The following is a 25,819-nucleotide window of genomic DNA, read 5'->3' as shown; positions in this document are numbered from 1 at the left end:
TGCCATGATGCCGCGAAACCCCGACTTCCTATGGCTGCGGGCAAGCGCGTTGTCATCCGATTACGAGCACCCCGAGCATGTCGAAGAGGCAATCAAGTTCGTGGATGACCACCGCCACGAGGTGGAGAACCCTGCCGACCTGCTCGTCGTCAAGGCGGGAGCACAGGAATTCCTCGGCTCGCAGGTACACAACGATCCGCAACGGGTCGCCGCGGCGCTCGCGACCCTGGAGGAGGCGCGCCGGATCGATCCGACGAATTACAAGGCGCACAGCCTGGCCGGTCTCTATCTATCTCGCGGCGGCGAGCCGGAGAAAGCTCTCCCTCTGCTGGAAAGAGCCATCAAGCTGGCGCCCGATACGATCCCGGCGCATGTGGAGTACTGGCAGGCCGTTGCAAACCTGGATCCTTCGCAGCAGGCATCGCGCCGTGAAGCGGTCGTAAAGGACATGGGTGCCGTGGTGGCCCGAAGCGCGGATTTCCCATGGGCCCTCTGGCGCGCTGCGCGTGCGTATGGCAAGCTGGGCCTTCCCGACAAGCAGCGTGACCTCGAGGAACTTCTTCTGCGAAGCTATCCCGATTCCGGCTGGGAGGACGCTGTCGTATCGGACCGATTGGCGAGGATTGCCCAGTCGCTAGACCTCTGGAACCGGGACCGGGGGAAACCTCCCCAAGAGGGGCCTGCCGTGAATCTGGCGGTGGAAGAAATCCACCCGACTCCGGAAAGTCTGGATCGCGAGATGGGCGGGGGCTTCAAGGAGTTCCTCTGGAAATATGTCGAAAAGCCCCATCCCGACAACGGTCCGGCTCAAGGCTATACCTTGGGCTATGCCTACATGGTTCTGTTCGAGATGGCCAGGAGCGATCCCGGTTACGACGAGAAAAAACTCGAGCAGCTCGTCCGGGGGTTGGTGGATCATGGTGATGCGACCCAAGGCTCCGACACCAGGGGTCTGAACGAGCTTGCGAGCCGCAGGATCGCCCTCGACCGCACGGAGCAGATGGCGCGAGCGGCGCTGGAACAGGCCGAAAAGAAGCTCGCCGAAAAGAGCCGCGATCCGAATGCGATCTATCTCGACTCGGCGCGCGGCCACGTTGCCCGGCTGCACGATGCTCTCGGGTGGGTCCTCCTCAGGCAGGGCCGAATCGAGGCGGCTGAGAAGGAATTGAAAATGGCTCACGAGATGAGCCCCGGCGACCGTGAAAACCTCTACCACCGCGCGGAGCTGGCCCTGGCGCGCGGCGAGCGGGCGAGGGCCGAGGATCTCCTCGCCGAGTGCGGGCTCATCCCTCCCCGAAGCGACAACCCCTGCACACCGGCGCTGGAGGATCTCTACCGGCGGGACCATACCGACATGACGGGGTATGACCGATACGCCAAGGCGGTATTTGCCAAGGGACGCGCCCTGAAACGAGAGCGCCTACTCGCCACCCGCATTCAGCCGGCCCGCGCGATTCTTCCCTTTCGCTTCAAGTCCCTCGATGGACCGGGCTTTTCCTCCGAGGACCTGAAGGGCCGGGTCGCCGTCATCGACTTCTGGGGGATCTGGTGCGGGTCGTGTGTCGCCGCGATGCCGGACTTCCAGAAGCTGGCCGACAAGTACCGAAACGATCCTGATGTCGCCATCGTGGCGATCGACACTTTCGATCCCGCGCCGAAGCTCGAGAAATGGCTGAAGCGGAACGGCATCACCGTACCCGTCCTGCTGGAGAGCGATTACGTGGACAAGGCGAAGATCGAGTCCTATCCGACGACCTGGTTCCTGAACCGTCAAGGACTCCTGAGCTATGCTCGCATCGGGGACGCCGAGGATCTGATCGAGGAGAACAGCTGGATTATCGAAGAACTGAAGCGCGATCGCCGAGAATGACTCCTGGCCGGATCCTCGGAGTACGGAACCTCTCCTCGATAGCGGATCAACCCGTATAGCCTCCTTCCCGTCCCCCGCCAGCCGCGATCGAAATCTCCCCTTGCTTACCGAGAGGAGTCTGTTGTAGACTCCCCTCGGATACCGAGATGAGCAAACCAACCGACCTCGTCCAGGGCACCCTCGATCTTCTGCTCCTCAAGATTCTTGCTTTGGAGCCGATGCACGGGTGGGCCATCAGCCTGCGGATCAAATCGTTCTCCGGAGACGTCCTCCAGGTGAGCGAAGGCTCCCTCTATCCGGCCCTGCACAAGCTCGAGCAGGAGGGCTGGATCAAGGCGGAGTGGAAGCAGACGGAGAACAACCGACGGGCGAAGTTCTATTCCATTACCCGGATGGGCCGGAAGCAGCTCGACGCCGAGGCGGCGAACTGGAACCGCCTTTCGGCCGCCATCTCGCAGATCGTCAAGCTCTCGGAGACGTAGCGTCCCATGCCCATCTTTCGCTGGTGGTCCACCGCGCGGCTTCGCCTGCGGTCCCTGCTGCTCGGCCGGCGGGTGGAAGAGGAGATGGAAGAGGAGTTGCGCTATCACCTAGAAAACAAGATCGAGGAAGGGCTCGCCAGAGGCCTCTCCCCGGAAGAGGCACGCTACGCGGCGCTGCGCGCCATGAACGGGCTCGAGCAGCAGAAGGAGCGGATGCGCGACGCGCGCGGCATCCGTTGGCTCACCGAATTCGTCGCCGATCTGCGCTACGCCATCCGCAGCCTCGGACGCTCTCCCGGATTGACGGGCTTCGTGATCCTGACACTGGCCGTAGCGATAGGAATGTGCTCGGCCACCTTCAGCGGGATCGACTCGCTCGTCTTCCGACCCTATCCCGTGCGGGATCCAGGCGACATCGTGACCCTGGTGAGCACGACCCAGGACAATCGTTTCGGACAGTTCTCCTACGGCGAGTACCGCGATATCCGCGACGGCACGAGGAGCTACGACGGCGTCATCGCCAGCAGCACCCTCAGCCTCGTCGGCTTCAGCGCCGAGCCCGGAGCCATGCCGCGCGCCCGGGGCGGCATGATGGTCTCCGGCAACTACTTCCGCGTGCTCGGCGTCGAGCCGCAGGTCGGACGCGGCTTCCGCGACAGCGAGGACCAGGTGCCCGGTCGCGATGCCGTGGTGGTCCTGGGCCACGACTTCTGGGGAAGGGAATTCGGCGCGGACCCTTCCGCCGTCGGCAGGACCGTGCGGCTGAACGGCAGGGATTTCACCGTGGTCGGAGTCGCCCCGGAGTCCTTCCCGGGCATGCAGGTTTTCTATCGTCCGGATCTCTATATGCCGCTGGCGATGGCGCGGCTCTTCTCGGCCGATCCCAAGAAGGATTTCTTCGTCGACCGCGACGCGCGCGAGCTGACCATCAGGGCGCGCCTCAGGCACGACACGCCTCAGCAGGAGGCGCAAGCCGAGATCACCGCGCTGGCCCAGGGCTTCGAGCGCGAGTATCCGCGTACCAATCGTGACCGCGGCGCCGAAGTAAACACCCAGCTCCAGATGCGCGCGCGGGCCGACGATCCCAACTGGAAGTTCATGGTGATCACCAACGTCCTGACGCTCTCGGTCCTCCTGGTGGCCTGCACCAACGTCGCCGGAATCCTGCTGAGCCGCGCCCGCTCCCGCACCCGTGAAATCGCCTTGCGTTTGGCGCTGGGCGCGGGACGCCTGCGGCTGGTGCGGCTCCTGCTGACGGAAAGCCTGGTCCTGGCCTGCCTGGGCGGGTTGGGCGGAATCGTCGTGGGGGACACGGTCCTCGACTGGCTTGCCAGATTCTCGCTTCCCAGCGAGCTCCCGACGGTGCCGCCGTTTCAAATGGACGGACGCGTGATGACCATCGCGCTCCTGTTATCTCTGGTGAGCGCGGTGGTCTGCGGCCTCACGCCGGCGCTCCAGGCCACGCGCACCGATCTCGTGGCCGGTCTCAAGACGGCCGACGTGGATGAGCCGGGACGGAAGCGCCTGTGGGGACGCAACGGCCTGGTCGTGGCGCAGGTGTCGACCTCCCTGATGCTCCTGGCGGCGGCTTTCCTCATGTATCGCGGCTTCCAGCAGGAGATGACCGAGGGCATGGGCTATGTGAAGAGCCGCCTGCTCCTGGCGCGCTTCGATCCGCGCCTGGTGCAATACGACGTCGCCCGCACCCGGCGGTTCTACGACCAGCTGGTCGCGGGCGCGCGCGAGATGCCGGGAGTCGTGAACGCAACGCTGACGGAGAATCCGCCGCTCATTCTCGACACCTTCGCCGTCCTTGCCTTCGTGCCGGAGGGCGTTCCGATGCCGCGCGATCGCGAGAACTTCACCTCCTTGATGGATGCCATCGACCCGGGGTTCTTCGAAACCATGGGTGTCCCGATCCTGCGCGGCCGTGGTTTTCTGCCTTCCGACACGGAAGACACGCCGCGCGTGGCGGTGGTGAATGAGCAGCTCGCGAATCATTACTGGCCGGGCGAGGAGGTGCTGGGCAAGCAGATCCGGCTGGAGAACGCCACGGGCGAGCGGGTCGAGATCGTCGGGGTGGCCCGGACCATCAAGTACCGGACGCCCAACGAGAGGCCGGCCGATTTCGTCTACCTGCCTCGGACGCAGCATCCGCTGCCGCGCATGATTCTGATGCTGAAGACGAGCGGCGACCCGCTGCAGATCGTCGCGCCCCTCAAGGAGGTCGTCCGAGGGCTGGATGCCGACATGCCGGTGCTGTCGACCCGAAGCTACGAGGATCTGTACCGGTATCACGTCGTGGAAGGACCGGGGGCCGCCATCCGGCTGGTCGGATCGCTGGGCGCCATCGGCCTGCTCCTCACGATTGCCGGCCTGTACGGCCTCATCGCCTACAACGTCAGCCGGAGGACGCGGGAGATCGGGATCCGCATGGCCCTGGGGGCGCAGCCCCGCGACGTGCTGCGCCTGGTGATGCGCAAGGGACTCGTGCTGGTGGGAATGGGTACGGGGATCGGTCTGGCGATGGGGTTCGCCGTCGAGAAGATGATGAACTCCATGCTGTTCAACCTCGGCGGGGTCGACCTGACCGTCTATGCGATGGTCGTGCCGGCGATGCTCCTGGCGACAATGGCGGCCGCCTACTTGCCGGCCCGGCGAGCGGCGCGCATCGCCCCCACCGAAGCGCTGCGCTGCGAGTGAGGCGTCACCATCAACCGGTGTGATAGCGCCGCTCGCTCCCGTTGCGACGAGAAGCCGTTCCGCACCCTTTCCTCCGTGCCTGGAACCTCGGTCAGCTCTCCCATCTCCGCCTTCGGTCACCGGTGAATGCAGGTCTCCCGTACCTGGTGCGCTCAGGCTTCCGCACGCCTAGCGACAGGGTACAAGGTGGGCCAGGGGCACGGAGTCTGCTATTCTCGGCAAAGTGGTTCGCAGAGCATTCTGTAACGTAAGCCGTATCTGAGGAGCAGACATGAGACAGCAGAGAACCTTCTCATTTCTCATTCTTGCGGCGATGGCATCCCTTGTCATTTCCTGCAAGGGGACCAGCGATGCCGCGATCACGGGCATGGTCAAGACCAAGCTCGCAGCCGACAGCAAAGTCAATGCGTCGGAGATCAACGTCGACACCGCCAATGGAGTCGTCACGCTGACCGGTAACATCGACAGTCAGGAGGGCAAGGACCGGGCGATCCAGCTGGCGCGCGATACGAAGGGCGTGCGGGATGTGAACGACATGATCTCGGTGAAAGTCGGAGCCGCGACGGGCGATGCTCCGAGTCCGGACCGCACGGTCGGCGAGCGCATCGATGACGCGGGGATCACGATGCGGGTGAAGGCGAAGCTCCTGGACGATCCCAACGTGAAGGGCCTGAAGATCGATGTGGACACCCGGGACGGAGTCGTGTACCTGACCGGCGCGGTCTCCGGCGAGGCCGAGAGGAATCGTGCCATCGAGCTGGCCAGAAACACCGAGGGTGTGAAGGACGTCCAGGCCAATTTCCAGTAATCCTCCTGGAGCGTCGACGGTGGGTCAACGCTGAAAGGGGATACCCGACCCTGCAGCGAGCGGATCCTTGGCCATCTCTATTTCAGCTCGGTGGCGGTGACCTCGAGCTGGAACCGGTGGTTGCTGGTCAATTCGTCCACGCCGCTGATCACTACGGGCTTTCCGAGGGTAATCGGGGCCGAAGTGTTCATCTGCACGTGGCGCATCAGCGGCGTCCCGCTCTTCTCGCTTTCGGCATTGGCGAAGCTCGAGATCTCCGCCTTGGCCACCAGGAAGGGAGTGCGGGGACCATCCAGAATCCGGCAATCCACGGAAAGGCCGACGTCCGTGTACGAGATCTTTTTCTCTTCCGTTGAAATCGGCACCCGGGTCCCGACGCGCAGCTGCTGCCAGTCTCCCGACTTCGTCATCAGCGTGTAATTCCGGGTGCTCACGGTCTTTTCTCCCTCGAGCTCGCGCACGACGAAATCCAGCTTGTAGAACTTCCAGATCTCGCCCTTTTCGTCCTCGGCCCTCGCCACCAACGGAAACAGTCCCAAAACCATCACCGCCACGGCCAGCCACTTGAAGCTCTTTCTCATAGGTCCTCCTCCGTCCCTATAGGTTTTATTTCCTGCAATGGCCTGATCTCAATCTCCTGAATGCTCACCTGGGGCAGCGGCTCGTCGCCCGGCGGAATTTCCGGCCGGGGAGACGATAGAAGCCCGCTTTGCATGGCAGCCAGCACCAGACGTTCCTGCTCGCTCAGCGGCGCCGGCGCGGGGAACACAGTTCCGTTACGCGGATGCGATGTGACCCTCGAGGCCGACCTGACACCATGATGGATTCCTGGACTGCCTTTGGCCTGAGGTTTGCCGGCTGCCCGGGGAGCGTCGGGGCCTCTTCCCGGGGATGGCGCAGACCCTGTCAGGCCCTGCGGCCTCGACTCCTCCGCCTCACTGCCACCGCCGTGCTCCGTCATCTCCGGAGCCAGCTCCTGGGCTTTCGCCACTGAAAGTGCGGCTGGATTCTGAGCCGGACGGTCTTTGGTCGAGACGGTCTCGAGTGACAAGCTGCGATTCCGGACCACCACCAGCGTCACGAGGATCACGGCCGCGGCCGCCGCCAGGGCCGGCGCCCACGCCTTCCGCCAGCGATGAGGCAGCCCACGCTTCTCCGCAGCGAGCCTGTCCATGACGCGTCCCTCGAGGCCCGCGAGCGGCTCTGTGTCGCTGTAGCGCGCAAGCGCTTCGTCCAGCCACCCGTCCATTTTTCGCTCAGGATCGTCTGGTACCATCACCGACTCCCATCCGAACCAAGAGCTTCTCCTTCAGCATCTGCCGGGCGCGGAACAGGCGCGTTCGCACCGTCGCTTCCGGGACTCCCAGCACCTTGCCGATCTCCACCGAGCTCATCTCCTCGACTGTCGAGAGCACGAGCGTGTGCCGCAGATCCTCGGGCAGGGTCACGATAAGGCGGTGCAGGATCGCCGCTTGCTCCTGTTGCAGGAGGTGCCGTTCGGCACCCGCTTCCCCCGAGCGCGCCTGGAAGCCGGCCTCGATCAGCTCTCCCAGCTCCCCTTTCGGTCGCCGCTGGATGCAGTCCAGCGCCACGCGGAACGCGATTCGCGCCAGCCACGACTTCATCTCACGGACGTTTGGCAGCTCTCCGCTGCGATGCACCCGCAGGAAGGTTTCCTGCACCGCATCTTCAGCGTCCTCCACGTTGCGCAGCATGGAATAGGCCACCTTGAATACGAACCGCGCCTGCTCCCGGACGACGGACTCGATGTCCGTCGCAGCGGTCTTCATCGCTTCCGTCTCCGCTGATCGAGCCGCCCCCTTCAAACGGGCAAGCGACTCGTCTTCCGGGAATGCCTGCCCCACTGTCGCCGCCCTCAACTAAAGACCGCTTTCCCGGCCGATCGTTCTGAGGTTTCTCGGAATCGCCGACAATGACACCGCTCACCGGGCCAACATCTCAAATCCTCAGAAGGCTTTGGCTGTAGCGAGGCGACGGGCGGCCTTCTGAGTGAGCAGGGGCACCTTGGACGCGACGGCAAGGAGCGGCCGCGCGTCAACCGCCGACACTTGAACATGCCGACGGGGCAACGTCGAGCCCATGCCGCCGTCTTGATGAGTTGAGAATGAATTTAAGAGAAGGAGGTTCGGAGGTCCCATCCGATCAGAGGGATGGCAAATCTCGAAGCATCGGAACCAGGCAGGGAACTAGGTTACCTTCGCGGATTGAGTAGAGGTTGGGAGGGCAAAATCATTAATCCCCAGCCAGAAAGTCTCGGTCTATCAGTGCAAGAAGCTCACTTCCGGCCTCCGGCGTTCACCCAATCTCCGATAGAGACCTTCTGCTTCCCCCTGAATAAGTGCCGGCCGTTGACGCGCGGCCGCCCTTGCCGCCGCGTCCAACGGTGCCCCTGCCCACTTACTGCTTGAGGATCTCTTCCTCCGGCTGCTCCTGAGGCGGGGAGTTGGGCTCCAAGGTTGCTTTGAGCGTCAGGTCGGTGTCCTCGAGGACGGTGAACTCCCGCACCCAGTCCACGTAACCCGCCTTCTTGACCATGATGGAGTGGTCGCCCGCGGAAAGGTGCAGTCTCCTCGCCGGCGTCGTGGCCAGCAGCCTGGAGTCCAGGTAGATTTCGGCGTCATCCGGAGTGCTTTCAATCGTCAGGATGCCGGTCTTGGGCATCTCACGCGGGGGCCTCGGCGGAGGCACCGTCTTGAGAGCCACCGGCGGAGCAGCCTCGTGGACCGGCGGAGGTGGCGGAGCCACCGCGGGGACCGCCGCCGGGATGCCTTCGCGAAGCATGGGGGCCCTTCCCTGGACAGGCGGCGGGATCTCGAGGCCGGCGTCGGAGGCGGCCTCCTGAATTCCCTGCGCGATGGAGTCATACAAGCTGACGGTCAGGTTGTAGAAGAGAACCGTTGGGAAGCTCACCTTCTCGAGATAGAACTCCTTGGCAAAAGCAGCCTGCTCCTCCGAGTCGTCCTCGTAGCTGATGTTCTCGAAAAGCTGATTGCTGCCGATCTCCTTGCCGTTGAGCCGCAGGACCATCGTTCCTCTCAGGTCACCCCCATACTGGCCCGATCGCTTGAAGCCTTTGAACCGGTCGATGTAAATCCGGGCCGATATGGCCCCCTTGGAGGAGACCACCTTGAAGCCCCGCTCCTTCAGGTAATAGGCGAGCCCCTGGCGAAACTCGTCGGCATAGGTCCCCCGGAACGCATCGCGGGAATCCCAGCGGTCGTCGACATCGCCGTTCTTTCCCGCCTCCTCGGAGACCACGACCGAAGCGATGCGCAGTGGGAGAGGAACGGGAGTCTGGACCTTTTCGAGTTTTTGCGTGGCGAGGAGCTCTTGCATGCTCGGGCGGTTTGCCGCCTGCGCGGACGACCAGGCGAGAAGACAAGCGACTGCGGCCAGGGAGGACGAAATGGCCCTCCCCCGGCCAAGGTGGCGATTCATCTGCATGGGAGTGACCCTCACTTCGGATTGTGACTCTTCGGCAACCCTGCAAGAACTATACATAAAGCCCCGCGTCACGGCAATGGGGGGACCTGGCTGGAAAGCCTTGATGGAGGCATGGTTGCGCGGAATGCCGCTCGAGGGAGGCGGATGAACCTAGAACTGGACCTTGAGCTCTTTGGGGAACGAGGGGCGGCGTATCTTGTCGGCGCAGGAGGCGTCGATTTTCTCGGTCGAGGCCGCCTCGATGAAGTCCGAGATCATCCGCCAGACGCAGGCATCGTCGACCTGGTGGCCATAGTAACGGATGGGAACACGACGGCCCTTTGGCAGGTGCGCCAGCGCCTCGGCCGCGAGCTTCGGAGTCACCGATCCGTCCAGCTCTCCGGAAATCATCAGGACGGGAAGGGAAGAGTCCACCTGCTGGGTGTAGCTCCGCGGGATGTCTCCTTTCGGCCACTCCTTGCAGGCTTCCTGGTGCGCCCGGACGCGGTAATCGCCAACGAAGGTATCGCGGGTTTCCCGGCGGATGTCCTCATCCGTGATGAAGGGGACGCTCTCCGAGCAGGTCACGGTGAAGTACATGCCGCGCGCCAGGATGCTTCCCACGTTGTAGCGCAGGGAGATGGCCTCGAACGGCAGGAAATCATCCTGGCGGGCGCTGTGGATGATCCAGGGGAGGTAGCGTGCTGACTCGGTCGTGTAGAGCAACAGCCGGATCCGCTCGACGAAGTTCTCGCGCGGTATCGACACCGACACGAGCTGTTGGGTCATCGGATTGGTGAGCCTGGCGGTGACCGGACCTGCGTCGAATCTCTTCAACACGGCGTTGAACTCGTCGCGCAGATTGGGGAAATTCCTGCCGCACTCGGGATCGGCGGCGCAATCGGTGAAGAGAAGCTCCATCGAGTGCTGCGCGGCCGCGGCGAAGGGCAGCGGCTGCCGGACGTTGGTGTTGGCTACCCCGGCGAGAAACACGGCGCGCACGTGCTCGGGATGCTGGCGCATGTAGACGAAGGCCGCGATCGTTCCATAGGAGGCCGCCACCAGGTTGATCTTGTCGTAGCCGAGAGCCGCGCGCACTTCGTCGAGGTCGTCCATGGCGATGGGTGTTGTATAGAGCTTGAGGTTCGCGACCTTTTCCAGCTGCTGGCGGCAGGCACGTACCTTCTCGGGCGGGAACAGCGGCCCGAAGAAGCCGGCGAGATCGGCAGGATCGTCTCCCAGGTCGCATTGAAGGGGATTCGACTCACCGGTTCCGCGCTGATCGACGAAGACGAGATCTCGGCGACTCTTCAGAAGCCCCAGGAACCCATCGTTCGACTCGCCGGCGAGCTCGGTGGACGCGGCCCCCGGACCGCCATGCAGCCAGAAGACCGGATCGGTCGCGTGAGGCTGGCCCGTTGCCGGCACCACGATGATGTTGAGGGAAATCTTTCGCCCCGTCCGTGCCTTCCGGTCCTCGAAGACCTCGACCTTGCCGCAGAGCGCCTTTTCATCCAGATCGGAACGATGACATGGCCCCAGGATGGAGGCCGGAGGAGTTTTCGAAGGCTGTGGGGCCGCCGAGGCCTGGCAAGGAAGCGCAGCGAGACTCAAGAACACAATTACGAACGATGAAAGAATTATCCACGACAATCTTGTCATCGGCAGAATCCCCCGTAGGCATCAATCAGGCGGGCTGAACCTTACCTCATACGAGGCGGCAGGTGCCAAGGTTGCCCGGATGCAATCCAGCGGGAGGGCTTTGGAAAGGTCAGCTATTTCAGCTGCTTTTTGAGGGAGGCGTTCAAGGCGACGGCGAGAGCGGCCTCTCCACTGATCAGATCCTTCCAGGCCAGCTCCTGTCCCTTGCGCTTCCCCTTCGGGACGAGCTTCAGCCCGTCGGGATCGATCGTGAGGATATAGGTGTCCCCCCCCACCTCGAGCTCCCGCTTCAGAGGCCCTTCGAGCTTTGTCGCCATCAGCTGGTTTCCTGGAAGGCCCGGGTCTCTTCGTTCAACGCGCCATATGGGCGGCGGTCTGGCGGCTCGTCTCACGCATTCGGGTATAGATCTGCTCCATGGGCCGGAGCAGATCCGCGGTGCTGAACTCGGAGATGGCGCGTCGCCGACCCGCTTCGCCGAGGCTCCGGCCGCGGTCCGGTGAGGAAAGAACCTCCGTCACTCTCCGGGCGAGTGCTTCCCGGTCCCCGGAATCGGTGAGATACCCCGTGGCTCCATCGTCGATGATCTCGGAGCACCCACCCACGCGGGTGGAGATCACCGGTCTTCCGGCAGCCATGGCTTCCAGCACCACGTTCGGCAGCCCCTCAGAGGTTGAGGCGAGGACCAGCAGATCTATCGCGGCCAGGACGTGAGGAATATCCTCGCGGAAACCGGCGAAAAGCACCCGATCCGCAATCCGGAGATCCTGAGACTTCCTGACCATGTCCTGCAGGAGGGGTCCGTCCCCCGCGACGAGAAACCGGCTCTCCGGCAGCCGGGCGGCGACATCATGCGCAACATCCAGAAATAGAGAGATGCCCTTCTCCGAGGATAGACGCCCGACGAATCCGGCTACCGGAGCGCTGCTCGGGAGCCCCAGGGAGGTCTTGGCGGCTTCGGGGTTGTCGCGGATCTCGAACCGCGTGGTGTCGAGCCAGTTGCGAATCACCCGGATCCGGTCGGGGGATACCCCGTATACCTTCGACGTCCATTCGCGGCCGATCTCTGAATTCACGACAATCTGGCCGCTCAGCTTGAAAGCGAGCCCGTCCAGGAAGGTCGGCAGGAAGTGGGGCGTGGGATTGGTGCCCCAGTTCGAGGACACCATCGGAAGAAAGCCGCCCAGCAGGGAAGCGAGGCCGGCGTAGAAATTCGTTCCCGGCGCCCAGGAATGGACCACATCGATGCGGTCCCGGCGGATCAGGCGGGCGGTGTGCAGCGCGCGCGACAGCTGGAAGCTCCTGCGCCGGGGAATCACGCGCAGGGGAACGCCGGCCTCCTGCAGCCGCGTCCCGTAAGGCTCCACCTCATCCGACAGACAATAGACGAAGGGCTCGAACGAACTTCCCAGCATCCGGGTGACCAGCTCGTAGAGCTGCCGCTCGTAGCCCCCCACGTGAAGCTGGCCAATCACGAATCCGATTCGGATCTTCTGGTCCATCTATCCGCGTGCCGAATGCCGGGAAAGACCCGACGCCGTCTTCCCCTGGAAGGAAAGCTCCCGGTAGAGGGCCACGAATCCTTCCACGCTCCGATCGAGCGTATATCGGGAGCTGAGGGTGAGGGCCTTTCGGCCCATGTCCTGACACAGGTCGGTTGATGACGCCAGCTCCGTAAGTCGCTGTGCGAGGAGAGGCACCTCGAACGGCGGCAGGAGGAATCCCTGCTCGCCATCCTTCAGCCCGTATCCTCGGTAATCGGGGAGATCCCAGATGAGGAAAGGGAGGCCGCAGGCCATTCCCTCCAGCAGCGCCAGGGGAAATCCTTCCCCCCGGGACATCAGAGCGAAGGCGTCGGAGGCCCGCAGATAGTCCTCCGGTTTGGCGACATGCCCCGTGAAGACCACCGAATCGGCGACTCCACTCCGCTCGAGCCGGTCCCGCACGGACTGCACGAACGCATCATCCGTACAGCCGCCTGGATCCGACTTGTCAAAGGAGCCTGCCAGCACCAGGGTTCCCGGGAGTCCCGATTGGCGGAAGAGGATCCAGCCATCCACCAGGAGATCGATCCCTTTCCGTTCCGTGATGGCAGCAACGGTAGTGACGATGAAGCCTCGCGGGGGTAGGCCCAGACGCTCGCGCAGAGCGACCTTCTCCTCCGGCGCGGCGCAAGGATGGAATCGTTCCGGCTGGAAGGCGTTGGGGATGAAGCGGACCTTCGTCTCAGGATAGCCGGCGCTGCGATAGGCCTCAACCTGGGCGCCGGAACAGCAGACATAGGCGGAGGCACGCGAGAACACGGAGTTCTTGAAACGTCCGAAGCGCTCCCGGACGATCCCTGTGGGATCGTCGCCTCTGTTCATGACCGAGCAGACGATGACCGGCTTTGAGAGGAGCCGACCCAAGAGGATGCCGACGTAGACGAAGTGGGCATTCCCCATGGTATGGATAATGTCGTAGCGCCGGCGCAGCAGGAGCATGGCGGGTCCAGCCATCAGGCAGTAGAGGTAGGAGCTGAGCCGGCTCGACGTCCGGCCCTTGATGGTCGGAAGCCGCACAATGGCCGGATCCTCTCCGGGCTGGATCCCCCGATCGCCCGATAGAACGATGGATTGGAACCCCAGGGGCCGGATGGATTCATGGAGCAGGCTGATGAAAAAACCGCCCCCGCCGTGCACTGGGGGATATCGGTTTATAAGGAAGAGAATCTTCGGCTCGGAGGAGGCAGCGGATCGTTTCACGTTTTATACGCCACCAATTGAACACCCAGTAGCGACCGCAAGGGCATGCGGACCCCGAGGGCGCGGCCCAGGCGGTGCGGCAGCCGCTGGATAAGCCATTCAAGCGTGAAAGGGATCCAGGCAGGCACCAGGATTGCGTGACCTTTTACGGAAACCATGCCTCGAACCTTGGAGAATCCAACCGACGCAAACAGGCCGGCGAGCTCCGCGTTGGTGTATTCCTTCAAATGCAGGCCGGTCGCCACCGAGTCGAAATACATGGAGATGTCGTGGGGACCCACGACCGCGTTCGGGGTGAGGCAAAGGTAAACTCCGCCGGGAGCGAGGACCCGGTAGATATTGCGCAGCTGGGTCAGGGCATCGTCGGGATGCAGGTGCTCCATGAGCTGATGACTGTAAGCGACCGTCGCCGTTTCCGGTGGAAGAGGAACGCTGGTTCCGTCGGACAGGACGAATTGGAAGTTGTCAGGGAGGACGCCCGCCTTCTTGATCTCTTCCGTCACGTCCACGCCGTAAACCTGGGAGACCTCTTGGGCTACGACGAAGGACAGACCGCAGTCCCCCGGACCGATTTCGAGAAAGCGCGTGTCGGGGCGAAGGAAGCGCTTGACGCGACGGTACTGGGACTGGATGGTCCGTCGGCTGGCCCGGGGATCCTCCTTGAGCCGCTGAACCGGGTGGTGGGCGACGCGCCGGAAGAGCTCGTCGTAAATGGGGGTGTAGAGGCGAAGTCGTTCTTCCGGAGCACTCTGGCGGAGGCGCGAGGCGAGTTCCTTTTCGATCTCGTAGTGCTCCCGCAGCTGCTCCGGCGTGCGCGTTTCACCCCTCAGAGCTCTTGCCATCCGGCCCCTCTCTCATGCTGCCGGCAACGATTCTGTGCCTTTTGAAATCAATTATGAACCGTCCGGCGCTGGCGATGCAAATCGGGCCTGAAAACCCATCCTGGACCTGCAGGTCCACCCCTATCCCATTCCTTTGGCCTGAATTCCTCACGGAGGTTACAATCCCCGCCACGGTCTGGGGAATGCCGCCGAAAAGGGGGAAGATGAAGCCAGGAATCCGTTTGTTAACGCTACAGGCGTCGCTGCTTCTCGGTTCATTCGGCCTGATCGAGGCCCAGGGACATGAGCACGGGGATCCCACCGTCGAAAGCGCTCAGCAGGTTTCGGAAGACGTCCATGCCGCGCACCAGCACGGCTCGCCCAATCCACTGGTGATTCCCGAATCGCGCAACGCCTCGGGGACGGCCTGGCAGCCCGATTCGACACCGATACACGGGCTGCACCACTGGTGGGGCGGCTGGACGATAATGGGCCACTGGAACTTCTTCGCCGGCTATGACGACCAGGGAAGCGACCGGGGCGATTCCGATTGGACGGGGCCGAACTGGGTCATGGCAATGGAAAGCCACCCGGCCGGATGGGGTGTGCTGATGTTCCGCGAGATGCTCAGCCTCGACCCTCTGACCATCGGCAAAGAGGGATATCCCCTGCTTCTCCAGACCGGAGAAGCCCTCGACGGAGAGCCGCTGCACGACCGGCAGCATCCCCACGATCTTTTCATGGAGCTGGCGGCCCTCTACACCGTCCCGGTGTCGGACTCGCTCGCCCTGCAGCTCTACGCGGCACCCTCCGGCGAGCCGGCCCTCGGCCCGGTCGCCTTCCCGCACCGCCTTTCGGCGATGTCCGATCCGCTCGCACCGCTGGCGCACCATTGGCAGGACTCGACCCACATCAGCTTCGGGGTGCTCACGGCCGGCCTCATGACGCGCCGGATCAAGGTCGAAGGCTCCTGGTTCAACGGACGGGAGCCCGACGAGGACCGCTACGATTTCGATTTTCGGCGGCTCGACTCCTACTCAGGCCGCATCTCCTTCAACCCGACGCAGAACTGGAGCTTCCAGGCTTCCTACGGCTATCTCGACAGCCCCGAGGAGCTGGCGCCGGACAACAGCGTCCACCGTCTCACCGCGTCCGCCTCGGCCAACTTCCCGCTGCGCGATTCGGGGAACCTCGCCGTCACCGGAGTCTTCGGAAGGAACCATGCGTCGGAAGAGCCGGACACCTCCAGCTGGTTGCTGGAGGCGAATTGCGGGTTGGGCAGCCGCCACGTCGTCTTCGGCCGGTTCGAGCATGTCGAGAAGACGGGGCACGACCTCGATCTCACGCCGGCGCTGGAGGAAGAGATATTCCCCGTGGACAGCTTCGTGGCCGGCTACCTCTTCAATGTCTGGCGCACCGCCGATTTCACCCTGGGCGTCGGCGCCCGCGCTGACATCAATCTCATCGAAGACGATCTGGAGCCGTTCTATGGGACGACGCGGCCGGCGGGGTACATGATCTTCCTGCAGTTCCAGCCCGCTCCCATGCGGCACCCGCCGGATCACTCAGCCCATCCGTGAGAGCGAGGCGGTTGATCGGTCGCGAACGGCCAAGGGAGACTCGGTTTACCGCATGGCCCTGTTCCGGCGCGTCATTGGGTTCGATCCCGCCGCAGGTGCTAGAATAACCGCCTTGCCTATCATCTATTAATGGGTAGCGGAGGGTCCATGAGAAGTGCCTCGTTCGTGAAAAAGCTTGCCATGATATTGACAGTGGCCCTGGCGGTAGGGAGCCTGGTCTCCGCCGAGGAGACCCAGCCACCGAAAAAGAAGAAACCGACCCTCCATCCGGAGGCTCCCGCCGCGCAGACCGCCCCCGCCGATAACAAAGCCAACCCCGTTCAGAAAGGCAAACCCAAGGTCACCGACCCGACCCAGGCGGGCTGGCTGACGGTCAAGGGAAGGATCGTCACCATCCAGCCGGAGCGCAATGCCGTGGTGATCCGGACCGACACGACCGACTACCAGGTCTACATCACCGGCAAGACCAAGCTGACCCGTGACGGGCAGGAGGCCGGAATCAAGGCGCTGCAAGTCAATGACCGGGTGGAGTCGTGCCATTTCAACGCCAAGCGGGCGATCGAGACCCTTAAGGTGATCTCGGTGGAGAAGAACCTGGTCCCGAATCCCAACCCGGAGAAAGCGGTGGCCCCCCCGGAGAAGCCCAAACCCGACCCTCCCAAGCCAAAATCCTAGAGAATTGGCTATAATCACGGGCCTTTTGACGAATCGGCCGCAGCTGGCCCTCGCGCGCGGAGGGAACCGATTCGTTCGCACCATCGGATTTCTTCCCATCGACCCAAGGAGCCGAGCATGGCCACGGTGACGGAATCACTGAATGCATTCGAGATCGCCCAGAAGCAATTCGACACGGCCGCCGATCACCTGAAGCTCGAGAAGGGGCTGCGCAAGGTCCTGCGGACCCCCAAGCGACAGCTGATCGTCTCCATCCCCACGAGGATGGATGACGGCAGCCTCAACGTCTTCGAAGGGTACCGGGTACAGCACAACGTCGCGCGCGGCCCCGGCAAGGGCGGCATCCGTTACCATCCGGCCGTCACGCTGGACGAGGTGAAGGCGCTGGCTTCCTGGATGACCTGGAAGTGCGCCACGGTGGCCATCCCCTTCGGCGGCGCCAAGGGCGGCGTGATCTGCAATCCGAAGGAGATGTCCCAGGGCGAGCTGGAGCGCATGACCCGCCGCTTCACCTCGGAGATTAGCATCATCATCGGACCCGAGCAGGACATCCCCGCCCCCGACGTCTACACCAACTCCCAGACGATGGCCTGGATCATGGATACCTACAGCATGACCCGCGGCCAGACGGCGCTGGGCGTGGTCACCGGAAAGCCGCTGTCGATCGGCGGCTCGGAAGGGCGCAACGAGGCGACCGCGCGCGGCTGCCAGTTCGTCATCCGCGAGGCGGCCAAGCTTCTCAAGCTTCCGGTGAAGGGGGCGCGGGTGGTGGTGCAGGGAGCGGGAAACGCCGGCAGTATCGTGGCGCGCCTGCTGCACGCCGATGGGGCGAAGGTCATCGCCATGTCCGACTCGTGCGGCGGCATCCGCAACACCACCGGGCTCGACCCGGTGAAGGTGATCGCGCACAAGGAGAAGGCGGGCAGCGTCCAGGGTTATCCCGAGGCAGACAACATCACCAACGCCCAGCTGCTGGAGACCGAGTGTGAAATCCTGGTGCCAGCGGCGCTGGAGAATCAGATCACGCTGGAAAACGTCGGCCGCATCAAGGCGAAGATCGTGGCCGAGGCGGCCAACGGCCCCACCACGCCGGGGGCCGACGACGTGCTGTACAAGAACGGCATCTTCCTGATTCCCGACATCCTGGCGAACGCCGGCGGGGTCACCGTCTCCTACTTCGAGTGGGTGCAGGGACTCTATTCGTTCTTCTGGGACGAGGGCGAGGTAAACCGGCACCTGGAGAGGAAGATGACGCAGTCGTTCCACGAGGTCCACACGGTCGCCTCGCAGTACAAGGTGCACATGCGGACCGCGGCCTACATCCTGGCCGTCGGGCGCGTCGCCGAGGCGACCCGGGTGCGCGGAATCTATCCCTGAGGCGGCCGGTTATTCCTTGAAGGAGACGCTGCAGGCGGTGCAGTTGACCTGCGATTCGCTGAGGATCGGCAGCTTGCAGGACGGGCACTCGGAGAGCAGCTCCATCCCGCAGTCGGGGCAGAAGGCGGCGGCCCCCGGATCGTATTCCTGGGCGTACTCGCAATCTTCCACGGGACAGATGGACCAGCGGATTTCCTCGGACATGGCGCGCGGCCTCCCCGGTTTGCCGGCGGCATTGTACACGCATTGCAGGAGCGTTACGGAGCGATGATCACCCCGCAGGAAGTCGAGGCGATTCTGGCGGCGGCCCTCCCCGGGGCGCAGATCCGGGTGATGGACACGACCGGGACGGGAGACCATTTCCAGGCTACCATCGTGGCGGAGCAGTTCCGTGGGAAGTCGCTGGTGGAGCAGCACCGGATGGTCTACGAGCCGCTCAAGGACCTGATGGCGCGCAACGTGATTCACGCCCTGTCGCTGAAGACGTCGGCGCCGGGATAGAAAACAAGGAGAAAATCGTGTCCGACCCGATTCTGGACGACATCAAGAAGCTGATCGAAGGAAACCGCATCGCCCTGTTCATGAAGGGGACCCCCGAGATGCCGCGCTGCGGCTTCTCCGCCGGAGTCGTCGAGGTGCTACGCCGGCACAATGCCCCCTTCGCCGCCATGGACATCCTGCCGGATCCGCGCATCCGCCAGGTCCTGTCGGCCTACTCGAACTGGCCGACGGTCCCGCAGCTGTTCATCGACGGCAAGCTGATCGGCGGCTGCGACATCGTGCGCGAGATGGAGGCCAAGGGCGAGCTGAAGCCGCTCATCGACTCCGCGCTCAAGAGCTGAAGGGATTGACTTCGGGCACGAACCTTGCTGTTGTGTGAAATCATGGAATCCTGGGTGCATCCAATCTTTCGATCGAGTCTGATGCACCGTCCCAACGGCCCGCGGCGCGGGGATTTCCGAGGGGTCGGTTGCAGCCAGCCTCGGTGGCAACCCGGAGGAGAGCGCAAATAATGCGCGGTATGGCGGCCCGAGAAGGGCTCGTTGATCGACACTTTATGTCATCAAAGATAGGGAAGGTTTGTACTGCCACGCCGGCCAGGACGCGGTTTCTCGCTCTTATCATCGCCGGCACCTTCCTCGTCTTCAACGGCGGCTTCTCGTGGTGCGCGGGATGCGGTGCGGAGAAGATGGATTGCTGCAAGGCGCCGGCGTCTAAGACCGTGCAGCTCTCGGAGAAGCCGTGCTGCGAGGTGCGAATCAGCCAGACCCCCGAGACGCGGCCCGCCGTGGCCGCTCCGGGCGGGCCCCCGGTCCCATCGCCGCGCACCTCCCTGCCCGGCTTGCAGTTCCCCCTGATCCTCGCGGGCGGGATGGGCATCCCGCTCATGCCGGTAGCGCATCCGCCGCCTGAAATCGATGACCCGCCTCTGTTCCTCCTGAACGCCTCCCTCAGGCGCTGACGCCGCCCTCCCACTTCGTCCTCCACCTTCATCTTAAAAAACCGTTGCTTCCCCGGCGTCCGTTCCACGCCGCCGGGAGAGAGGCTCGTCGTGAAGAAAACTCCTTTCGTCCTGCTGGCCTTCGGCCTGATGACGACCCTTGTGGCCGCGGAGAATCCGCCCGTCCCTGCGGCGGATCCCGCGGCACTTCTCAACGAGGCGGAAGAGAAGAGTCCCGTCCTGCGCGCGGCCCGCGCCCGTCTGGAAGGTTCCCGCCATGTCGCTTCGGAGGTATCGGCTCCGCCGGACCCCGAGGTCAGCCTCGCCTATACCAACGACGGGCTCTCCCAGTTCACTCTCGGAGACAGCGAATTCGCCGTCCTCGCCCTGAACTGGACCCAGGAGATCCGTCCTTTCGGCAAGCGCCAGGCGGCCGGGGAAGTCGCGGCCAGCGCCTCCGAGACCGGCGAGCGGCAGCTGGACCGGCTCCGCTACCAGGTGCTGTCGTCCGTCAAGATCGCCTATGCGGATCTCTTCCGCATCGACAGGACCGCCAGGATCCTGGAGGAAATCCGCGCCACGCTTGGCTCGCTGGAGGAGACGGCTCGGCGCCGCTACGACGTGGGGCAGGGAACCCAGGAAAGCGTCCTCAAGGCACAGACCGAGATACTGCTCCTGGAGGCCGAATCAACCCGGCTGGCCCAGGAGCGGAAGCAGGCCGAATCGCGGCTCAACGCCGCGGTCGGACGCCCGGCTGCTACGAAGGTCGGTCCGGCCGAGGTGCTCCTCACGGGCGGGCTGCCCGTGGACACCCCGCTGTTGGAGCGGGTGGACGGCAGCGAATCTCCCGAAATCGCCGTCTTGGAGGCCGACGTCCGGCGCACCCAGGCCGAAGCGAAGCTGGCGAGGCTGGAGAAGAAACCGGACATGTTCTGGTCCGCCAGCTATCAGTACCGCGGCGATCTGGACCCCATGGTCATGGGGATGTTCGGCGTCCGGTTGCCGCTCTACGCGGACCGCAAGCAGGCCCAGGCTGTGGCGCGGGCCGAATCGGAGGTGGTCGCGGCCGGCGAGGAGCTGGCCAACCGGCGCATCCTCGCCGAGTCGGAGCTGCGCGAGCGGGTCGCCAGGACCGAGCGAGCCGACCGGCTGATCGGCCTGTACGACCAGAGCATCCTCCCCCAGGCGGCCAACACCCTGGAATCGGCGCAGGTCTCCTACTCGGTCGGGAAGATCGGGCTGCTCGACATTCTCGGCGATCTGAAAATGCTCCTGGAAGCGCGCAAGGATCGCGTCGCGCTGGATGTGGAAAGGATGCAGGCCCTGGCGGAGCTGGAGCCGCTGGTGGGCCTGGAGCTGCTGAATGCCGAGGGCGAGGCCGCGCCGGGAGGAAACCATGCGCAGGTTCCCTAAGGCGGTTGCATGGTTGATCCTGGCTGTGGCAGTTGCGGCAGGGGTTTTCTTCGGTGTCAGGCTCCTTGGACCGGGTGAGCGGGCGGCGGGCGATTCGGACGCTGTGACCCGGCAGCCCGCCAAGATCCGCTATCACTGCCCCATGCATCCGACGGTGATTACCGATCATCCGGGTAGTTGCCCCATCTGCGGCATGCAGATGGTCCCGCTGGAGGAGCAGCCGCCTTCCTCGGGCGGCGGGGCGGCGCAGTCGACGCCAGGGAAAAAGGTCTTCTATCGCTCCAGCATGAATCCATCGGAAGTGTCGGACCGGCCAGGCAAGGACTCCATGGGCATGGAAATGGAGCGTGTCGAAGTCGAGGAAGACTCTGGCGGTGAAGCCGTCGAAGGGCTCGCGACGGTCCATGTGCCGGATCGCAAGCGTCAGCTCATCGGGGTGCGCACCGAGCCGGTCGGGCCGGTTCGTTTCGTGCGCACGCTGCAAGCGGTGGGGCGCGTGACGGTCGACGAGGCGCGCATCCATCACCTTCATACCAAGGTCGAGGGCTGGGTTGAGCGCTTGCTGGTCAACGCAACGGGGGAAAGAGTCCGCCGGGGTCAGACACTGCTGACCATCTACAGTCCGGAGCTCCTCGCGACGCAGGAGGAGCACTTGCTGGCGCTGCGGGCCCGTCAGGCCCTGGGCCCAGACGCTCCACCCGACGCCATCCGTCGGGCCGACGGGTTGCTGGGAAGCTCCCGGCGCAGGCTCCTTCTCTACGATCTGGCGCCAACGCTCGTGGACGAGCTGGAGCGAGCCGGCATGCCGATGAAGGAAGTCCCGTTCCGATCGCCGATTCCAGGCTACGTCCTGCAGCGCAACGTCACGCAGGGGGAGAGAATCACGCCTGATTCGAACCTCCTCGACATCGCGGACTTGTCCCGAGTCTGGGTGCTGGCTTCGGTGTACGAATACGAGGTTCCTTTCGTACACGTGGGACAGGAGGCGACGATGTCGCTTGCCTACCAACCCGGGAAAACCTATCGCGGCAGAGTGGATCTCATCTATCCGGTCCTGGAAGCTTCCAGCCGGACGGTCCAGGTGCGCCTCGAATTCGCAAACCCCGAGATGGAGCTGAAGCCCGAGATGTTCGCGGAGGTCCGCATCGAGGCGGATCTGGGTTCGCGGCTCGCGGCGCCGGAGAGCGCCATCCTCTCCACCGGAACGAGGGACCTGGTCTTCGTGGAGGTTGGCGAAGGAACCTTCGAGCCGAGGGAAGTGACCCTGGGGGTGCGGATGCCGGACACCGCGGAGGTCCTGGCCGGCCTCAAGGAAGGGGAGCGTGTCGTGACCTCGGGCAATTTCCTGCTGGATTCGGAGTCGAAGCTGAAGGCCGCCCTGAAGGAAGCTGCCGGGCGCTCCTCGCGCGCGCCGCAGACTCGACCGCAATCCGCGACCGCCCCGTCGGGCGAGCGCCGCTAGGGGGACCGCCATGATCGAGCGGATCATCGAGTTCTCCGCGCGCAACAAATTCCTCGTCCTGATCCTGACCGCCGTGGCGGTGATCCTCGCGGTCCAGTCCATGAAGAGTGTGCCGCTGGATGCCATCCCGGACCTGTCCGACACGCAGGTGATCGTCTACTCGCGATGGGACCGCAGCCCCGACATCATTGAAGATCAGGTCACCTATCCCATCGTCACGGCCCTCCTGGGCGCACCGAAGGTGAAGGCGATCCGGGGCTTCTCGGATTTCGGCTTCTCCTACGTGTACATCATCTTCCAGGACGGCACCGACACCTACTGGGCCCGCAGCCGGACGATGGAGTACTTGAGCAAGATCCTCCCGCGCCTCCCGGAGGGAGTGCGGACGGAGCTGGGACCCGACGCCACGGGTGTTGGCTGGGTGTACCAATACGCCCTCGTGGATCGCACGGGCAGGCACGATCTCGCGGAGCTGCGCTCCTTCCAGGACTGGACCCTGCGCTACTGGCTCCAGAGCGTTCCAGGGGTGGCGGAGGTGGCCTCCATCGGAGGATTCCAGAAGCAATACCAGATCAACGTCAACCCCGACTCCCTGGTGGCCCTGAGGATCCCCTTGACGCGGGTCCTGGAGGCGATCCGTCAGGGGAACAACGACGTCGGCGGCCGCGTCGTGGAGTTCGCGGGCGCAGAGTACATGGTGCGAGGCCGGGGCTATGCGCGCTCCATCGCCGATCTGGAGGCGATCGTCGTGGGCGACGACGGCAAGGGAACGCCGGTTCTGGTGCGCGACGTGGCACGGGTGACCATTGGTCCCGATATCCGCCGCGGCGTGGTGGACCTGGACGGCCTGGGAGACACCGTGGGCGGCATCGTCGTAATGCGCTACGGCGAGAACGCCTTGAACGTGATCCACCGGGTGAAGGAGAAGATCGACAGCGTCCGATCCTCCCTCCCGGCCGGGGTGGAGCTGGTGACCACCTACGACCGCTCGGACCTGATCCGGCGATCGATCGACAACCTCCGCAAGGAGCTGCTGCTGGAGATGATCATCGTCAGCCTGGTGATCCTGTTCTTCCTGTGGCACCTCCCATCGGCCATCGTCCCGATCGTCACGATTCCCGTCTCGGTGGTCCTGGCCTTCATTCCCATGCACCTGATGGGCCTCTCCTCGAACATCATGTCGCTCGCCGGCATCGCCATTTCCATCGGGGTCCTGGTGGACGGCGCCATTGTCGAGGTGGAGAACGCCTACAAGAAGCTGCAGCTCTGGGAAGCCGGAGGGCGGGTGGGGGACTTCCACGCGGTCCGCTTGAGTGCTCTCAAGGAAGTCGGGCCGTCGGTCTTCTTCTCCCTGCTGGTAATCGCCGTGGCCTTCATGCCGATCTTCACGCTCGTGGACCAGGAAGGGCGTCTGTTCAAGCCGTTGGCCTATACCAAGAACCTGGCGATGGCCATTGCCGCCGTCCTTGCCATCACGCTGGATCCGGCGATGCGGATGCTGTTCACCCGCATGGATCGAATCCAGTTCCGCCCGCGCTGGCTCTCCTGGATCACGCACCAGTCGCTGGTGGGAACCTATTACCCGGAGGAAAAGCATCCCATCAGCCGGGTCCTCTTCCGTGTCTACGAGCCGGCTTGCCGGCTTGTCCTGCGCTTCCCGGGCACGACTCTGGTGGTGGCTGGTCTGCTGGTTCTGAGCGCCGTCCCCGCCTACCTGAGCCTCGGCTCCGAGTTCATGCCTCCGCTGGACGAAGGGGTGTTGCTCTACATGCCCACGACACTGCCCGGAATCTCGGTGACCGAAGCGGAGAAGCTGGTGCAGATGTCGGACCAGATCCTGAAGGAGGTGCCGGAGGTGATCCGTGTGTTCGGGAAGGCCGGGCGCGCCGAGTCGTCGACCGACCCGGCCCCTTTCTCGATGCTGGAGACGACCGTTCTCCTGAAACCGCACGATCAATGGCGCAAGGTTGAGCGCTTCTACTCCGGCTGGCCCGAGTTCCTGCAGGCGCCCCTCCGGCACGTCTGGTGGGATCGCATGACGCGCGAGGAGCTCGTCACCGAGATGGACGCGAAGCTGCGCTTCCCCGGGGTGACCAACGCCTGGACGATGCCGATCAAGAACCGCACCGACATGCTCTCCACCGGGATCCGGACGCCGGTCGGAATCAAGATCTACGGCGCGGATTTGGCGGTGATCGAGAAGGTCGGCATCGAGGTGGAGGCAGCCGTCCGGACGGTGCCGGGCGCTCGCAGCGTCTATGCCGAGCGCACGGCCGGCGGCTACTTCCTCGATTTCGACCTGCGCCGCGGCGACCTCGCCCGCTACGGCCTCAGCGTTGAGGATGCCCAGAGAGTCCTGCAGTCGGCGATCGGCGGCGAGAGCGTCACGACGACCGTGGAAGGGCGCGAGCGCTACTCCGTCAGCGTGCGCTACGCGCGGGAGATGCGCGACAGTCTCTCCGCCCTCGAGCGGGTCCTCGTCCCGACCCCCTCGGGAGCGCAGATCCCGATGGCGCAGATCGCCGACATCCGGATGAATACCGGCCCCGCCATGATCCGCGATGAGAACGGATTGCTGGCAGGATACGTCTACGTGGACCTCTCGGGACGGGACATCGGCGGCTTCGTCCGTGATGCGAAGCTGGCGGTCGCGAAGAACGTGGCACTCCCCACAGGGTACTCTCTGCAATGGAGCGGCCAGTACGAGAACATGCTGCGGGTGCGGGAGCGCCTGAAGGTGGTCGTTCCCATCACGCTGTTCCTCATCTTCGTCCTTCTGTACATGAACACGAAATCGGGCGTGAAGGCCTGCATCGTCCTGCTGGCGGTCCCCTTCTCGATCATAGGCGCCGTATGGCTCCTCGTCGCGCTGGGTTACAACGTCTCCATCGCCACCTGGGTCGGGATGATCGCTCTGATGGGGCTCGACGCGGAGACCGGAGTTTTCATGCTCCTGTTCCTGGATCTCTCCTATGCCGACGCCGTCCGGTCTGGAAGGATGAGGACGAGGGAAGATCTGAGGGAAGCGATCGTCCACGGGGCCGTGAAGCGGATCAGGCCCAAGATGATGACCGTTGCCGCAGCCTTCATGGGGTTGATGCCGATCATGTGGTCGATGGGAACCGGCTCCGACATGATGAAGCGGGTCGTGGCTCCCATGATTGGCGGACTCGTGACCAGCTTCCTCCTGGAGCTTCTCGTTTATCCTCCCATATACGAGATTTGGAAATGGAACTTCGAGATGAAACGGGGAGCAATCCCCCCGGCAAGCCTCGCTGCGGGCGTCATCGGAGAGGGCCGGCAACCGGAATTCGACCCCAATTGATGCCTCGGGCAACC

Annotated in this window: 22 protein-coding genes; 13 read left to right on the top strand and 9 right to left on the bottom strand. The window is 64.0% G+C overall.

The features are described 5' to 3' along the window. The 4 genes from VFW45_10130 to VFW45_10115 all read left to right on the top strand — a co-directional run. A partial coding sequence (locus VFW45_10130) for a redoxin domain-containing protein (GenBank protein HEU5181142.1) occupies nucleotides 1–1,870 on the top strand: 1,870 nt, incomplete at its 5' end. Between the two features lie 146 nt (nucleotides 1,871–2,016). Beyond that, nucleotides 2,017–2,352, top strand: coding sequence for a PadR family transcriptional regulator (locus VFW45_10125; protein ID HEU5181141.1), 336 nt, complete (start codon nucleotides 2,017–2,019; stop codon nucleotides 2,350–2,352). Between the two features lie 6 nt (nucleotides 2,353–2,358). Beyond that, nucleotides 2,359–5,055 carry an ABC transporter permease gene (locus tag VFW45_10120; GenBank protein ID HEU5181140.1) on the top strand — a complete coding sequence of 899 codons (2,697 nt, stop codon included), beginning with the start codon at nucleotides 2,359–2,361 and terminating at the stop codon, nucleotides 5,053–5,055. A gap of 271 nt (nucleotides 5,056–5,326) precedes the next feature. Then, complete coding sequence (locus VFW45_10115) at nucleotides 5,327–5,863, top strand: BON domain-containing protein (GenBank protein HEU5181139.1); 537 nt, start codon at nucleotides 5,327–5,329, stop codon at nucleotides 5,861–5,863. Between the two features lie 77 nt (nucleotides 5,864–5,940). Here the strand turns inward: VFW45_10115 and VFW45_10110 are convergent, their stop codons facing one another. From VFW45_10110 to VFW45_10075, 8 genes are all read right to left on the bottom strand, one after another. Continuing rightward, nucleotides 5,941–6,444: a hypothetical protein gene (locus VFW45_10110; protein HEU5181138.1), complete on the bottom strand. Its 504-nt coding sequence runs from the start codon at nucleotides 6,442–6,444 to the stop codon at nucleotides 5,941–5,943. Nucleotides 6,445–7,119: 675 nt separating this feature from the next. Beyond that, the gene (locus VFW45_10105) at nucleotides 7,120–7,653 is read right to left on the bottom strand and encodes a sigma-70 family RNA polymerase sigma factor (protein HEU5181137.1); all 534 of its coding nucleotides are present in this window, start codon (nucleotides 7,651–7,653) and stop codon (nucleotides 7,120–7,122) included. 628 nt (nucleotides 7,654–8,281) lie between these two features. Then, complete coding sequence (locus VFW45_10100; protein ID HEU5181136.1) at nucleotides 8,282–9,220, bottom strand: PEGA domain-containing protein; 939 nt, start codon at nucleotides 9,218–9,220, stop codon at nucleotides 8,282–8,284. Nucleotides 9,221–9,478: 258 nt separating this feature from the next. Next, nucleotides 9,479–10,921 (bottom strand): alpha/beta fold hydrolase, encoded by a 1,443-nt coding sequence (locus VFW45_10095; GenBank protein HEU5181135.1) that lies wholly within the window; start codon nucleotides 10,919–10,921, stop codon nucleotides 9,479–9,481. A gap of 161 nt (nucleotides 10,922–11,082) precedes the next feature. After that, nucleotides 11,083–11,286 carry a hypothetical protein gene (locus VFW45_10090; GenBank protein ID HEU5181134.1) on the bottom strand — a complete coding sequence of 68 codons (204 nt, stop codon included), beginning with the start codon at nucleotides 11,284–11,286 and terminating at the stop codon, nucleotides 11,083–11,085. A gap of 34 nt (nucleotides 11,287–11,320) precedes the next feature. Next, the gene (locus tag VFW45_10085; GenBank protein HEU5181133.1) at nucleotides 11,321–12,469 is read right to left on the bottom strand and encodes a glycosyltransferase; all 1,149 of its coding nucleotides are present in this window, start codon (nucleotides 12,467–12,469) and stop codon (nucleotides 11,321–11,323) included. Then, complete coding sequence (locus VFW45_10080) at nucleotides 12,470–13,648, bottom strand: glycosyltransferase family 4 protein (protein HEU5181132.1); 1,179 nt, start codon at nucleotides 13,646–13,648, stop codon at nucleotides 12,470–12,472. Nucleotides 13,649–13,707: 59 nt separating this feature from the next. Continuing rightward, nucleotides 13,708–14,553, bottom strand: a complete 846-nt coding sequence (locus VFW45_10075; GenBank protein ID HEU5181131.1) for a class I SAM-dependent methyltransferase — start codon at nucleotides 14,551–14,553, stop codon at nucleotides 13,708–13,710. Between the two features lie 203 nt (nucleotides 14,554–14,756). Here VFW45_10075 and VFW45_10070 point away from each other — a divergent pair, with 203 nt between their 5' ends. The 3 genes from VFW45_10070 (at nucleotide 14,757) to VFW45_10060 (ending at nucleotide 18,164) form a co-directional block, all read left to right on the top strand. Continuing rightward, entirely contained in the window at nucleotides 14,757–16,112 is a 1,356-nt protein-coding gene (locus tag VFW45_10070; GenBank protein ID HEU5181130.1) for a hypothetical protein, read from the top strand. Between the two features lie 147 nt (nucleotides 16,113–16,259). Beyond that, nucleotides 16,260–16,787, top strand: coding sequence for a hypothetical protein (locus VFW45_10065; GenBank protein HEU5181129.1), 528 nt, complete (start codon nucleotides 16,260–16,262; stop codon nucleotides 16,785–16,787). A gap of 117 nt (nucleotides 16,788–16,904) precedes the next feature. Further along, a complete protein-coding gene (locus tag VFW45_10060) occupies nucleotides 16,905–18,164 on the top strand; it encodes a Glu/Leu/Phe/Val dehydrogenase (GenBank protein HEU5181128.1) in 1,260 nt (419 codons plus the stop codon). A 9-nt stretch (nucleotides 18,165–18,173) separates the two neighbouring features. Here the strand turns inward: VFW45_10060 and VFW45_10055 are convergent, their stop codons facing one another. Then, nucleotides 18,174–18,368 carry a hypothetical protein gene (locus tag VFW45_10055; GenBank protein HEU5181127.1) on the bottom strand — a complete coding sequence of 65 codons (195 nt, stop codon included), beginning with the start codon at nucleotides 18,366–18,368 and terminating at the stop codon, nucleotides 18,174–18,176. A gap of 63 nt (nucleotides 18,369–18,431) precedes the next feature. Here VFW45_10055 and VFW45_10050 point away from each other — a divergent pair, with 63 nt between their 5' ends. The 6 genes from VFW45_10050 to VFW45_10025 all read left to right on the top strand — a co-directional run bounded on the left by VFW45_10050 (nucleotide 18,432) and on the right by VFW45_10025 (nucleotide 25,805). Further along, nucleotides 18,432–18,665, top strand: a complete 234-nt coding sequence (locus VFW45_10050; GenBank protein HEU5181126.1) for a BolA/IbaG family iron-sulfur metabolism protein — start codon at nucleotides 18,432–18,434, stop codon at nucleotides 18,663–18,665. A gap of 17 nt (nucleotides 18,666–18,682) precedes the next feature. Beyond that, the gene (gene grxD, locus VFW45_10045) at nucleotides 18,683–19,006 is read left to right on the top strand and encodes a Grx4 family monothiol glutaredoxin (protein HEU5181125.1); all 324 of its coding nucleotides are present in this window, start codon (nucleotides 18,683–18,685) and stop codon (nucleotides 19,004–19,006) included. Nucleotides 19,007–19,353: 347 nt separating this feature from the next. Beyond that, complete coding sequence (locus tag VFW45_10040; protein HEU5181124.1) at nucleotides 19,354–19,626, top strand: hypothetical protein; 273 nt, start codon at nucleotides 19,354–19,356, stop codon at nucleotides 19,624–19,626. Between the two features lie 90 nt (nucleotides 19,627–19,716). Then, nucleotides 19,717–21,018: a TolC family protein gene (locus VFW45_10035; GenBank protein ID HEU5181123.1), complete on the top strand. Its 1,302-nt coding sequence runs from the start codon at nucleotides 19,717–19,719 to the stop codon at nucleotides 21,016–21,018. Beyond that, entirely contained in the window at nucleotides 21,002–22,480 is a 1,479-nt protein-coding gene (locus VFW45_10030) for an efflux RND transporter periplasmic adaptor subunit (GenBank protein HEU5181122.1), read from the top strand. The genes VFW45_10035 and VFW45_10030 overlap by 17 nt, the downstream gene beginning before the upstream one ends. A 10-nt stretch (nucleotides 22,481–22,490) precedes the next feature. After that, entirely contained in the window at nucleotides 22,491–25,805 is a 3,315-nt protein-coding gene (locus VFW45_10025; protein HEU5181121.1) for a CusA/CzcA family heavy metal efflux RND transporter, read from the top strand. The last annotated feature ends 14 nt before the right edge of the window (nucleotides 25,806–25,819 follow it).

This window comes from Candidatus Polarisedimenticolia bacterium (assembly GCA_035764505.1).
Taxonomy (GTDB): domain Bacteria; phylum Acidobacteriota; class Polarisedimenticolia; order Gp22-AA2; family AA152; genus AA152.
The sequence above is the reverse complement of the archived record's forward strand: the minus strand, read 5'-3'. Positions and strand labels throughout refer to the sequence as shown.